The sequence below is a fragment of the Candidatus Neomarinimicrobiota bacterium genome, from assembly GCA_041862535.1.
GTDB lineage: Bacteria > Fidelibacterota > Marinisomatia > SCGC-AAA003-L08 > TS1B11.
In genome coordinates this window covers 1-12,367 of the sequence record JBGVTM010000341.1, presented here as the reverse complement: position 1 = coordinate 12,367, position 12,367 = coordinate 1, and the positions used below count along the sequence as shown (strand labels likewise).

Below are 12,367 nucleotides of genomic sequence, written 5' to 3'. Positions count from 1 at the left end.
CAGGACAATCCCTCACTGTTGACGGCGACCGCTTATATATTGTGGTGAATGGAAGTGGGACTGTTGAGGTTATTGAACGCACCGCTTCCGCCCTGCAATATGTCGGCCGGATAGACCTGGCCGGGGCCGGTCCGCGTGAAATGGCCGTACACGATTCCACCGGCTACGTCACCTGCTGGTACCTCAATGCCGTGCTAACCATCAATCTTACCACCCTGGCAGTTACTGACACCATCCTCCTGCCCGGTATGCCGGAGGATATTCTGGTTTTCGATGAGGTGCTGTACGTAGCCGTCCCACTTCAAACCGGGTGGAGCACCTACGATCAGGTGATCACAGTTGATCCTGTCACGGTGGGGCCGACGGCCACGTATTCCGTTGGGAATGGTCCCCAACAGCTGGCTGTCTTCAATGGTGAGATTTATGTCTCCCGCCAATGGTATGATGAGAACTACACCTCGTATCGCGGTATTGCCCGCATCGATCCCGGCCAGGGACAGGTAGAAAAGGCAGATTGGGGCACTGGCGGTGGTGTGGACATTTTCCTGGCAAACGGCACGCTTTACCTGGCCACAGGTTCCGGCGTCCAGGCTCTAAAGCCTGATCTATCTCTCGACGAGGCTTCTGCGATAGGTTCGGAGGTAGCCCATCAATATGCTGCCGGCAGTGATGGCGAGCGCATTTTTATCACCGCTTCGGACTTTGTTAACCCGGGCCAAATCCATGTATTCACCACCGGTGATCAATTGCTGGCGCAGTTTACCGTGGGTACGAATCCGGGGGCGTTTGCCTTCTTCCGGGAATGACGGGAACGTGTTGATCCCCTCTCTGGATTCTGGCTGGGATCACGCTGAACCAAGTCCCGACCAGGTCTTGTGAACCCGGATACGGCCCGATCAGCGATAGCCAATCAGGGAGGGTGCTCTCACTGGCAGAAAGTAGTAAACGGCGGAGCCGCTCGGTCAGGGCGTTCCAGTACCGACTTCCTGGCCAGCTGCGCTTGACAGAGCTTCAGCAACGGCCGCGGAGTCAATCTGTTCCATGGAGCTGATTTCCAATAAGGAGAGGAGAAAGGCCGCAGTTGACTCGGCTCCCTGATTCTGGTTCGCTCGATCAGGGTGCAGCCCGTCGCGACAGCCGCCCGTTAAGGGATCGTAGAGGGGGAGGTTAAGATCATTCCGCCCCAGGAACCAATCGAAGGCTTTGCGTGCCTCTGTCCGCCACTTTTCATCACCGGTGACATTATAGGCTTCGATGCAGGCAGCGACGGTGGCGTAGGCCTCAATAGGCTGCTGGTCGAAGCGGGCGCGCTGCTGCCCACGGTGGTAGAAGCCGTTGTTACCGATGGGTACAAAATAGCCCTGCTCGGAGGTCTGTATCTTGGTCAGCCATTCCAAGGAATCGAGCCCTATCTGGGTAATCCGGTCGTCGGACAGAGACGGTCCGCATGTGAGCATGGCATGCGGCAATTTGGCGTTGCTGTAGATCAAGTAGTCTTCGAACCACAGCCAATCAGGTCCGCTGGTCTTTTCGAACAGTTCCGCCAGGAACTCGACCAGCTTCTCTCGCACTTGTGCTACTCTAAGATCGCCGGAGAATCGTTTGAGGTATTCACTGACACCCCTCAGGGCAACGGCACACGCCCGGGGGCTGGTAAATCTCCGGGCAGCGGGCAGTGCTCGCTGAAACAAGCGATCCGCGACACCCCGTAAGCTTCTGACACGGGAGCGGCCAACGACAGTTCCCAGTGCCCAAATGGCGCGGCCATGAGCATCCTCCGATCCCGACTCATCCAGCCATTTCCGATCATAGCTCATGATATTTCTGAAACGCGCCGTTTTTAGGTTGAAAGCATGCCAGAGGAAGGCAATATAGCGGGAGGCCAATTCGTGCGCTTGCGAGGCATGCTCCTGCCAGTCCTCCAGCAAGACAGCCGCAATCAGGGCCCGGGCATTATCGTCGGTGGCGTAGCCATGCTCATACCGTGGAACCACATGGATGGCATGTTGCAGCAAGCCGGTGTCATCGGTCAATCGCTGGAAATGGTCCAGTTTGAGGGTGGGTAAATCAATTGCGGTATCGGCCAGCCGGCTGGAGCCGGCAACCGGCTGCGGATGGGATCGCCGCACCTCAAGGGCATACGTAAAACTAGCCATGTACTTGCGGGCCGTCTCTTCCCAGACCATTTCCCGACTTTTCAGGTAGGCCCGCTTACGAAGGGTATGGCGCTTGACCTCATTATCGAGCAGGTAGAGGATTTGCTGAGAAATGGCATCAGCATCTCTAAAAGGGACCAACAAGCCACGACCCTCAGCCAGCAGCTCTTCGGCGTGCCAGTACGGCGTCGATATTACCGCTTTGCCCGCACCAGCGGCATAGCTCAGGGTACCGGAAACCGATTGCTCAACGTTGAGATAAGGGGTGATGTAAACATCCGCAGCGCTGATATATTCGATCAGCTTTTCTAAGCTGACGAAACGGTTATGGAAAATTACCTGTTCAGCAATCCCCAGGTCTTCCGCCAGTTGCACCAGCGATTCACGGTAGCTCTCCCCCTCTGCCCGCACTACGTTGGGATGGGTGGCACCCAGGACAGTATAAACGACATTAGGATACTTCTCGAGCACCCGGGGCAGGGCTTGGATCACATATTCAATGCCCTTATTAGCCGAAAGCAGACCGAACGTAAGGAGCACGTACTTCCCCTCCACCCCCAGCTGGTCCTTGTAGAAATTGGGATCGATGAAGGGGACATCCGGGATACCATGGGGAATGAGGTCCACTTTCTGACGCGGTACACCGTAGTGCTCCTGGAGAAATTTCATATCGCGACTTGTCATCACCACCGAGCGATCGGACAAGGTAATAATCTCGCTCAGGACATCCGCCTGTTCTTCCGTAGGCTTCCGAAGGATCGTATGGTAGGTGGTTATGACCGGCATCTGCAGCTCCCGCAGCAGGGACAAGATGTAGCGGCCCGACGGTCCACCGAAAATACCATACTCGTGCTGCAGACAAACCAGATTTACATGATTCATGTTGAGGAAATAGGCGGCCTGGTGATAATAGTCCAGATCTTCCTTCTCAATAATGAACCGCACCCGTTCAGGGTAGCCACCCTGGACGTTCACATCACTGGTCGGCAGCACCAGAAAGGTAGTCTCGGGATAGAGCACCGCCATGGCTTCCGTCAGGTCGGTGGTAAAGGTCGCGATCCCACACTGAGATGGCATGTAATTTCCAACAAAGGCGATGCGTTTGATGGGTGTTGTGGTCTGATCAAACGACGGAAATCGGATATCAGTACGATTCATTTCAAATACACCTTTCCTTCATTTTCGGCATCTTATTCCACCTCCTGGTCGTTCAAGCAGTCGACCAGGTCGGCCAATCGGGCTGTGGCCACTGCAAGGGACGTATCGGCAGCACCATAATATACTTTGATCTCCCCATCCGGTTCCACAATGGCCCCGCAGGGGAAGACCACGTTGCCTACATCTCCAATGCGCTCATACTCCTCCCGGGGGGTGAGGATTGGCACATCACAGCGCTTTAGCACGCGGGAGGGATCCTTCAGATCCAGCAACGCCGCACCAGCCCGATAAATGGGTCCTGCGGAGGTCATTTTGGTCCCGTGGTAGATCTCCAGCCACCCCCGTTCGGTGCAAATAGGCGGCACTGATGCTCCAACCCGGAAAGAATCCCAATAGCCCCAGCGCGGCGTAAGGAGAACGGTAGAGTCACCCCAGCTTTTCAAATCGTTGGAATATGAAATCCAGATACTGCCTACTCCCAGCCCAATGGGCCGATCCAGCCGCACGTAACGGCCAGCGATCTTTTCAGGGAACAGCACGCCGTCCTTATTCCCCGGTTCAGAGACCAGAGCAATCCGTTCAAAGGAGCGGAAATCTTCGGTTCTGGCGAGCGCAATACGGTAGCCAACCTCGGATACCGCGGTGTACAGAATGTGAAAGGCGCCATCAATAAAGGTGGCCCGGGGATCCTCGATGCCCCTGTTCTCATAGAAGTTAAAAAGTCCCTTCTCAGCCGGAAAAAGAACAGGCTTTCGCTCAACCTCAAAGTGGAAGCCGTCCTCACTCCTGGCAAGGGCGAAGAAGGAGTAACCCCGCTGCCCTTCAACCCGCAGCAGTAAGAGGTATTCCCCGTTGAGCTTAACGGGCGTGCCGTTGAAAACGGAGTTGCAGGGAAAGGGCATGTCTTCCAGCGTCAAGACGGGATTGCCCTCCCAGCGGTGCAGGATGTCACGTCCCCGACGACGGTACCTGGTCATGTGGTATCCTCCTCGCCCATGCAAGCCGCCACGATCTTTTCCACCATAGTCGTCCCCATTGCGATGCAGGAATTGGATGAGCCGTAATAAAGTTTCACCTCATCATCTGATTCTATAATGGCTCCACAGGAAAAGACCAGGTTTGGCAGGTCGCCAATCCGTTCGTAGTATTCCCGGGGCGATAGGATTGGTTCATCGGTCCGACCCAGCACACTCACTGGATTGCGAGTATCCAGAATAGCGGCTCCGAGACGGAAGAGGGGCCCGGCAGAAGTGTGCTTCACCCCGTAGTAGATCAGGAGCCAGCCCTGTTCAATCTTCATTGGGGGTGTAGCAACGCCGATCCGGTCACAGTCCCAGTAGCCCCCGCGTGGGGTCATTACCACCTCCGACCAGCCCCAATATTTAAGATCTTCCGAAAAGGAGATCCAGATGCTACCGCCTTCCCAGGGTCGTTCGAGCCGGGCGTATTTCCCCCTGATTTTACGCGGGAATAGCGCACCGCCCTTCACGTCCGGTTCGGAAATGAATCCCAGGCGCTCAAAGCTCTTGAAATCCTGCGTCCGGGCAAGAACGAGCCGGTAGCCATGGGGGCCTAAGGCGTCATATGAGATGTAATAATAGTTTCCCAGCCGGGTAACCCGGGCATCCAACACACCCATTTGGTCATATACGGCCGTGGGCCCTTTCTTCGAAGGGGCCAGGACCGGTTTGTTCCCAATCTCAAAATGTTGGCTGTCCTTGCTGCGGGCAGGATAAATGTAGTAAAAACCCTCCAGGCTCTGGATAGTCAGCAGGAGGATGTATTCACCGCCAAACTTTACTACCCCGGCGTTACTGATATCAGCACAAGGAAAGCTCAGATCCTCGATGGTAATGATCGGATTGCCCTCCCAGCGATGGATCAAGTCCCTACTGCGCTTCTTCGGCATCTTGTTCAACCTTGATATGTAAGGGTAAAGGCACAGGTTTCTTCAACTGAAAGACCGTCGTCATCATAGCGGGCTCCGGGATGGCATCAACAAATCATTCCGGTCCACCTCCGGCCACCCGCCTACCCGAAATATAAAATGAATTGATTATCTAAGATTAAAGCTTTTTTTCTGAAGGGAAACGGCTGCCAGGCTTAATCCAGATGCGCTCCTTACTCGTTTGGCCCACTCCTCCTACTTGTTGAAAAACGCGCTATTTTGTCTGGTATTAGTCATTTCCTCATTATACTTTTAGCGCCTTATTTAGGCTGGATCAAACGCCTGATTCTCAACATCAAACCTTATGCTATAGACGGTACTGGCCGGCACGGGATAGGCCGGAATATGTTCCAAGGTTAGGTCGATAACTCACTCCGGTATGATATTTGCAAAATAATGAGATAGGAAGCATTCGATAGCATCATGCTTGATCTGGTCAAGAATCTAATCAAACAGAATGCGCGGCGGGAACTTGAGGGTACCCACATGCCAAAAAACAACCATCACGAACCTTTACTGCGGCGCTATCCAAAGAACCCTCTGCTTACCGCCGCCGATTGGCCCTACGCCATGAATACCGTCTTCAATGCCGGCGCCACTCGGCTGCCCGATGGCACCACCCTGCTATTGTGCCGCGTAGAGGACCGCCGCGGCCTTTCACACCTGTGTGCGGCCAGATCCAAAAATGGCATTGACGGCTGGCGAATAGATTCACAACCGACGTTGCTCCCGGACCCGGACAATTACCCCGAAGAAGTCTGGGGCATTGAAGATCCCCGGATTACCTTCCTACCCGAGCTGAGTAAATATGCGATCACTTTTACTTCGTTTTCTCGGGGCGGACCCGGTGTTTCCCTGGCCCTGACGGAAGATTTTCGTGACTTTGAGCGAGTCGGGGATATTATGCCCCCCTGGGATAAGGACGCGGCCCTTTTGCCCCGGCGCTTCAACGGCCTCTGGACACTCATCCATCGACCTACTACCTTTGGACTCGGCGCCCACATCTGGATGTCCTCTTCCCCCGATCTCCGGCACTGGGGCAATCACCAGCTGATCCTCGAAGCCCGTAAAGGTGCCTGGTGGGACGCCAACAAGATCGGTCTTTCACCACCGCCCATAGAGACGGACCGGGGCTGGCTCATGTTCTATCACGGAGTGCGCGAAACCGCGGCCGGCTCCATTTACCGCCTGGGTCTTGCCCTCTTCGATCTGGAAGATCCTTCTCACTGCCTGCTACGCGGCGACGAATGGATTTTCGGACCGGAAGAGTCCTATGAAATGACCGGCGATGTGGCCGAAGTAGTCTTCCCCTGCGGCTATACCATAAGCCCGGACGGCGATACTATTAACCTCTATTACGGCGCCGCCGACACCGCCATCGCGCTGGCCACCGGAAGTCTTCGGGAGCTGGTGAACTGGCTGGAAGCGCACGGCCGCCCGTACAGTCACGAAGAGTTGTAAGGTCTGCCAACTCAAGGAACAGGCGCCTGGTCCACCCGGGCCGCCTGATCCGCCCAGAGAGCCATATCCAAGCTCGACAGCCCCTCCTCCAGACCAACTCGCATGACGTGCCGGGAATCTTCGATCCTATCCAGAAGGTCTGCCAACAATCGCCGAAGACTGTCGGTATAGACCTGCCCCTTGCTACCGGCGGCAGCGAAGGTGCCAGTGATGAGACTATCCGCCTGGTAGGAACGGCCGCCGGATGTAATCATCCCCTCCCGACGAGTGTCCAAGCGCTTACGGCCCCACCCTTCCGGCCGCGAGAGATCCTCCACATCTTCGATATCCACTTTATGCACGATCCGGAAGCCGGGCAGGCGGTGAAGATTCCCCTCCGTGGCCTGGTTTACCAGCGCCCTCACCCGGCCTGACAAAGGAATCCAGCCCTCCAGATCGATCTCAGCCAGATCGTAGACCAACCTGATGAAGGTCTGTTCGAAAAATCCGGGGCGGGAGAAGGCGTGGTAATGAGTGGCCATCAGCCCATCCTCATAGGCCACCGTGGCAACCGCTCGGTCCTCTTGACGCTCGTTTCGCTGGTGGCAGGCGCCATTGATGTTTCGTGGTGAAGACGCAGCCAGATTATTAATGAGATCAAAAAAATGCACGCCATGTTCTACGAAGATCCCACCTGAGCGGCTCCGATCCCAGAACCAGTGCTCAGGCGGTAGCACCTCGTCTTGAGCATAATTTTCCACCACCGCCCGGCGCAGCGCCCCCAAGCTGCCCTCATGCGTCAAAGCGGTGATAGCCTCCACCAGGGGATTAAATCGAAGCATATAGTCAATGCCGGCCACCATCCCCGTCCGATCCCTGGTCTCAATTACCCGCCTTGCTTCCTGCCGGGTAACGGCTAATGGCTTCTCTACCAGAATGTGCTTGCCCTGCTGCATGGCTTCGCAGGCGATATCGGCGTGGGTCCGGGGCGGGGTGGCAACGGCGACCAGTTCGATGCCGGGTGCAGCCACCAGGTCTTCCCACCGGGTAAAAAAACGCACCGGCGGGCCGGGATTTCGTAGCGGATCAGAATCCGCCGCCGCCACAATCCGCACCCGCTCACAGGAAGCCCAGGCGTAATGCAAGAACTGTCCAAATCCACCGTAACCGACGATTCCTACCCGCTGCGGCTCCATATAACCTCCTTCCAAGAGAATTCGATCTCAGGCTGCTGTCGACAAGCTACGCTTCGAGCGGCGGGGCAGCAAAGACTGGGGAAGACACATCCTGCAATCCACTCCCTACTGGGGATCGGTTAGCCATACTGTATCTGTGATACAAATCTACTGATCTACCCCCACGCCAGCCACTACATTTAACCTATGGCTTCACCCGCTATTGCCACCCGAAACCTAACCAAGCGCTTTGGTCGACTCCGCGCTGTGGATCACCTTACCCTGGAAGTCCAGGAGGGTGAAGTCTTCGGCTTTCTGGGCCCCAACGGTTCCGGCAAGACCACCACCATCCGCCTGCTTCTCTCCCTTATCCGTCCCACGGAAGGTAACGCCCATATCTTTGGCCAATCCATCCGCAGCGACTACCCCCGTTATCTGCGCCAGATCGGTGCTCTGGTCGATGAACCGAATTTCTACGGCAACCTTTCCGCCCTGGCCAACCTGAAGCTGCTGGCCCGCCTGCACGACGGAGTGAATGAGGCCCGCTGCCGCGAAGTTCTCCGACTGGCGGGCCTGGAGGCACGGGCCCACGACCGGGTCAAAACCTATTCCCACGGCATGCGCCAGCGGCTGGGCATCGCTCAGGCTATCCTTCATCGGCCGCGTCTACTAATCCTGGATGAGCCCACCACCGGTCTTGATCCCCAGGGCATGCATGAGGTACGCCAGATGATCCGCCGCTTCGCCCAGGAGGAAGGCATGACCATCTTCCTTTCTTCCCACCTGCTCAATGAAGTCGAGCAAATCTGCACCGGGATGGCAGTACTCAGTGAAGGGAAACTGCTGGTTTCGGGCCCGGTTGATCAGTTCCTCTCAGCGGAAACAGCCACCCTCACCGAGCTGGAGGCGGAACCCCTGGATACCGCCAGGACGGTCCTCGAAAGCCTTCCTTTCGTCACTGAGGTGGTGGTTCAGGGCCAGCACCTGCGATTCAGGATCGACCATCGCCACCGCCCCGAGATAGCCCGCAAGCTGGGTGAAAAGGGTGTGGAAATCTTCTCCCTGACACCGGTCTCTAAACTGGAGGACTATTTCCTCTCACTGTTCGGATTCAAAGAGATCCCCTGATCCGTCTATTGAGGGATGTACTGACCGCCATGTGGAACTTGTACCTTAACGAGCTTATCAAGGCCTTCAGCAAGTGGCGAACCTATATCGGTTTTGGGGCTATCACCGTGGTGGTCCCTTTAGTTATGTGGGGTTTTTCCGCAGGCGGATCAGCCATCCAGCGGGATATGCTGAATCGCCTGGGAGACGAATTTATCACCACCGGCAACCTGGCCAACGGTATGTGGGCCAGTCATATCCTGATGAACGCCCTGTTCATCCACATACCCTTTCTCATCACCCTGGTGGCCGGGGACGTGGTAGCGGGTGAAGGCACGGCGGGCACCTTCCGGATCTACTTGACCCGGCCCGTGAGCCGCAACCGGGTACTGACCTCCAAGCTGCTGGCCGCCGCCACCTACAGCACCACCCTGGTCGCCTGGCTGGGGATCCTCAGCCTGGGACTGGGCAACTGGTGGCTCGGTATCGGCGATATCTTCCTGTTCGACCAGGAGGGTATCCTGGTCCTCCCCTGGGACATCGCCCTGGCGCGCTTCGGCCTGGCCTACCTCTTCGCCTTCTACACCATGTTCACTGTCACCGCCCTCACCTTCCTGTTCTCCGTGATGGTCACCAATGCCATCGGCCCCATCGTAGGCACCATGGCCATACTTATCATCAGCCTGGTGCTCACCATCATCGACATCGATGCCTTCCAATGGTTCCAGAAGCACCTTTTCACCTCCCATTTCGATCTCTGGACGTACGCCTTTCGTGATCCCATCCCCTGGGGTAAAGCAAGGGTTAGCCTGATCAACCTCGGGGTGTATTCGGCCGTCTTCTCAGGCCTGGCGTTCGTGCTGTTTCGGCGCAAGGACGTGCTGACATAAGGCTTGTTTTCCATCATCATACCAGTTTTCATATATTCGTTTATCATTTAAGTTGGCAGGGATGCCATAACAGGGACAGTTTCTTTTCAATGCCATTTGAACACGGGTTGTAGAGATGATTGCGATTATCACCTTATTACTGGTGCTTACATTATCCTTTCTGATCACACGCATCGCGACGAACGCTCTGGTGCACACCGGTCTTTCGATTGAATCGGCGCGTTTCCAGGCACGCTCGGCGTTTACCGGGTCAGGATTTACCACCACCGAATCGGAATTGGTGGTGAACCATCCGGTGCGGCGCCGGATCGTGATGTGGCTGATGCTGCTGGGCAACGCCGGCATCGTGACGGTAATCTCCACCCTCATTCTGACTTTCGTGAACCAGGGTGAGTCGGGGCATTTCTCCCTTAAAATCATCCTGCTGATCGCCGGTGTGACCGGACTCTGGTTTATCACCCGTAGCGCCTGGGTGAATCGTCATCTTTCGCAGTTGATCGACGGGTTTCTGGCGCGCTATACCGACCTGGATGTGCGGGATTATGCCAGTCTGATGCACCTGGCCGGGGAATACAGCCTGGTGGAAATGGAAGTGGAACCCGGGGACTGGATTGAAGGCAAGACGCTGGCGGAATCGGACCTGCGGCATGAGGGCATCATCGTTCTGGGTATCAAGCGGTTGGACGGAACCTACCTGGGAGCGCCCAAGGGTGACAGCTTGATTCATGAGAAGGACCTGCTGATTATCTACGGGCGGGTGCCCAATATTGAAGGACTCGATCAGCGGCGCAAGGACCGGCGCGGAGACCGGGAACATGCCAAGGCGGTAGAGGAACAGAAAGAAATTATTAAGGAGGAAAGGAGAGAAGATCCGGTCACCGATACGGGGGACTAGGAATTAGCCGGGCCATTATAAGTCGCTAACCACAATTAAGTATACTGGATAAGCAGATTGTTCGATTCTGGAGGCTCATTGCCATGAATGTTGATCGCAAGCAATTCTCCACCGCCATTTTTATCACCCGCAACGGCATGGGACACGCCGATGAGGAGCTGCAGCAGAAACTCCTCAAGACCTACCTGACCATGCTCGCTGAGAACGGTTACCTGCCGGGCGTGGTCTGCTTCTACACCGAAGGCGTCAAGCTGGTGGTTGAGGGCTCGCCGGTTCTCGAGCTCCTCAAGTCCCTGGAGGCCAAAGGCGTGCGCCTGATCATCTGCAACACCTGCCTGAAGTACTACGGCCTCACAGATAAGGTACAGGTAGGCATCGTAGGCGGTATGCATGACATCATCGCCGCTCAGTGGCAGGCGGCGAAGGTGATTACGCTGTAAAGGTTACCTCCTTACGGCAGGCCGCCTAGCACCATCCTTTAAGGCCAGGTATTTGTCTATCTTGTAAACATAGGACGTAAGCGGGGATCATTGCGGTGGCGTTCGTGCTGTTACGACGGAAGGATGCTTTGAAATAAGGAGGCCTACAACCCATGGGTTTGTGAAAGTTTTCAATGAGTGAGGGTTGCATGGCTACAGATGCATATTGACAATGACAACTTTATTATTTTATCTTTAAATATTATTTCTTGAATAACTATAATGTTTATAAAAGGTTTAATGAATTCCATTTCGAAGGTTATGGATGATATCAATTTACTAGAAATTTGCCAATAGTAGCCCCCTTAATGGCTGTCTCACAGAATTATCCCAATATCACATGGTGGTGGTTACCAAAGGCATAACAGACTTCTGATGAGGAATTAAAAGTGAAGTTAGAAATTCTGAAGTTTTCTGAACGAGTAGAGATTGCTCTCCAAGTTGGGGAGAGCCATTTTAGAGAGTTTAAGAGCGGCTTCAAAGGAAGCCCCGATAAAAAAGTACCTCGCCATTGGAAAGAGATTAGTAAAGACATCGGGGATACACTCGTTGGATTTGCGAATTCTGATGGAGGCGAATTGCTAGTAGGCGTTGAGGATGATGGTACCGTAACGGGTCTAGATCTTCCAGATAATGATCTCGATAATTTGTTAAGAGCACCTCGATATCAAGTTCACGCGGACACCCCACTCCCTACTCCATGGGCTAACAAGCATATTTACAATGACAAACTTATTTTATATTTCTCTGTTCCGAAGGGAACCGATTTCGTCTATTTGACTTCTGACGGTCGATGCCTGCAAAGAAAGGATAGAGACACCGTTCCCGTGGCAAGTGAACACATTACCTTTTCGCGTGGCGAAATTGAATCCAGACAATCTTTAGAACCCAACCATGTTAAAATCATCATTTAGCAGGTCTAAAATATGAATCCTAGTAAAAGAATTCTTAAATGCAAGAATTGTAATCATGAAGTAAGAAGAAGCATAGATTTAGGAAGTTATGTAAATCCAAATAATCTATGGCATTATGTAGATGGTTATGGTTCTAAACTATGTTCAAAATGTGATTGTAATAAACCCGAATGTGGACTCGTAGCTCAGTCAGGTAGAGCAGGAG

General features: G+C 54.5%; 12 protein-coding genes. 8 read left to right on the top strand and 4 right to left on the bottom strand.

Going from position 1 to position 12,367, the window contains the following annotated elements:
- The coding region (locus ACETWG_12335; GenBank protein MFB0517375.1) for a YncE family protein at positions 1-806 on the top strand (806 nt) is incomplete at its 5' end.
- Positions 807-962: 156 nt separating this feature from the next.
- Here ACETWG_12335 and ACETWG_12330 read toward each other — a convergent pair.
- The 3 genes from ACETWG_12330 to ACETWG_12320 are packed head-to-tail and all read right to left on the bottom strand — an operon-like array spanning position 963 to position 5,223.
- On the bottom strand, positions 963-3,314 hold the full coding sequence (locus ACETWG_12330; GenBank protein ID MFB0517374.1) for a glycosyltransferase: 2,352 nt from the start codon (positions 3,312-3,314) through the stop codon (positions 963-965).
- 32 nt (positions 3,315-3,346) lie between these two features.
- The gene (locus ACETWG_12325; GenBank protein MFB0517373.1) at positions 3,347-4,291 is read right to left on the bottom strand and encodes a glycosidase; all 945 of its coding nucleotides are present in this window, start codon (positions 4,289-4,291) and stop codon (positions 3,347-3,349) included.
- Complete coding sequence (locus ACETWG_12320; protein ID MFB0517372.1) at positions 4,288-5,223, bottom strand: glycoside hydrolase family 130 protein; 936 nt, start codon at positions 5,221-5,223, stop codon at positions 4,288-4,290. Before ACETWG_12320 ends, ACETWG_12325 begins: the two co-directional genes overlap by 4 nt.
- 525 nt (positions 5,224-5,748) lie before the next feature.
- Here ACETWG_12320 and ACETWG_12315 point away from each other — a divergent pair.
- Positions 5,749-6,723: a glycosidase gene (locus tag ACETWG_12315; GenBank protein ID MFB0517371.1), complete on the top strand. Its 975-nt coding sequence runs from the start codon at positions 5,749-5,751 to the stop codon at positions 6,721-6,723.
- Between the two features lie 11 nt (positions 6,724-6,734).
- On the opposite strand, the gene ACETWG_12310 is transcribed toward ACETWG_12315, so the two are convergent.
- The gene (locus tag ACETWG_12310) at positions 6,735-7,898 is read right to left on the bottom strand and encodes a Gfo/Idh/MocA family protein (protein MFB0517370.1); all 1,164 of its coding nucleotides are present in this window, start codon (positions 7,896-7,898) and stop codon (positions 6,735-6,737) included.
- Between the two features lie 186 nt (positions 7,899-8,084).
- Here ACETWG_12310 and ACETWG_12305 point away from each other — a divergent pair, with 186 nt between their 5' ends.
- The 6 genes from ACETWG_12305 to ACETWG_12280 form a co-directional block, all read left to right on the top strand.
- Positions 8,085-9,005, top strand: a complete 921-nt coding sequence (locus ACETWG_12305) for an ABC transporter ATP-binding protein (protein MFB0517369.1) — start codon at positions 8,085-8,087, stop codon at positions 9,003-9,005.
- 29 nt (positions 9,006-9,034) lie between these two features.
- Positions 9,035-9,874, top strand: a complete 840-nt coding sequence (locus tag ACETWG_12300; protein MFB0517368.1) for an ABC transporter permease — start codon at positions 9,035-9,037, stop codon at positions 9,872-9,874.
- Positions 9,875-9,989: 115 nt separating this feature from the next.
- Positions 9,990-10,769, top strand: coding sequence for a TrkA C-terminal domain-containing protein (locus tag ACETWG_12295; protein MFB0517367.1), 780 nt, complete (start codon positions 9,990-9,992; stop codon positions 10,767-10,769).
- Positions 10,770-10,852: 83 nt separating this feature from the next.
- Entirely contained in the window at positions 10,853-11,209 is a 357-nt protein-coding gene (locus ACETWG_12290; protein ID MFB0517366.1) for a DsrE family protein, read from the top strand.
- A 428-nt stretch (positions 11,210-11,637) separates the two neighbouring features.
- Positions 11,638-12,162, top strand: a complete 525-nt coding sequence (locus ACETWG_12285; protein ID MFB0517365.1) for a helix-turn-helix domain-containing protein — start codon at positions 11,638-11,640, stop codon at positions 12,160-12,162.
- 12 nt (positions 12,163-12,174) lie between these two features.
- The coding region (locus tag ACETWG_12280; GenBank protein MFB0517364.1) for a hypothetical protein at positions 12,175-12,367 on the top strand (193 nt) is incomplete at its 3' end.

Bases quoted from the DNA above. Each gene is read 5' to 3' on its own strand.
- ACETWG_12300 (MFB0517368.1), top strand. From the start codon at position 9,035: ATGTGGAACTTGTACCTTAACGAGCTTATCAAGGCCTTCAGCAAGTGG.
- ACETWG_12315 (MFB0517371.1), top strand. From the start codon at position 5,749: ATGCCAAAAAACAACCATCACGAACCTTTACTGCGGCGCTATCCAAAG.
- ACETWG_12330 (MFB0517374.1), bottom strand. From the start codon at position 3,314: ATGAATCGTACTGATATCCGATTTCCGTCGTTTGATCAGACCACAACA.
- ACETWG_12305 (MFB0517369.1), top strand. From the start codon at position 8,085: ATGGCTTCACCCGCTATTGCCACCCGAAACCTAACCAAGCGCTTTGGT.
- ACETWG_12290 (MFB0517366.1), top strand. From the start codon at position 10,853: ATGAATGTTGATCGCAAGCAATTCTCCACCGCCATTTTTATCACCCGC.
- ACETWG_12320 (MFB0517372.1), bottom strand. From the start codon at position 5,223: ATGCCGAAGAAGCGCAGTAGGGACTTGATCCATCGCTGGGAGGGCAAT.
- ACETWG_12295 (MFB0517367.1), top strand. From the start codon at position 9,990: ATGATTGCGATTATCACCTTATTACTGGTGCTTACATTATCCTTTCTG.
- ACETWG_12325 (MFB0517373.1), bottom strand. From the start codon at position 4,291: ATGACCAGGTACCGTCGTCGGGGACGTGACATCCTGCACCGCTGGGAG.
- ACETWG_12310 (MFB0517370.1), bottom strand. From the start codon at position 7,898: ATGGAGCCGCAGCGGGTAGGAATCGTCGGTTACGGTGGATTTGGACAG.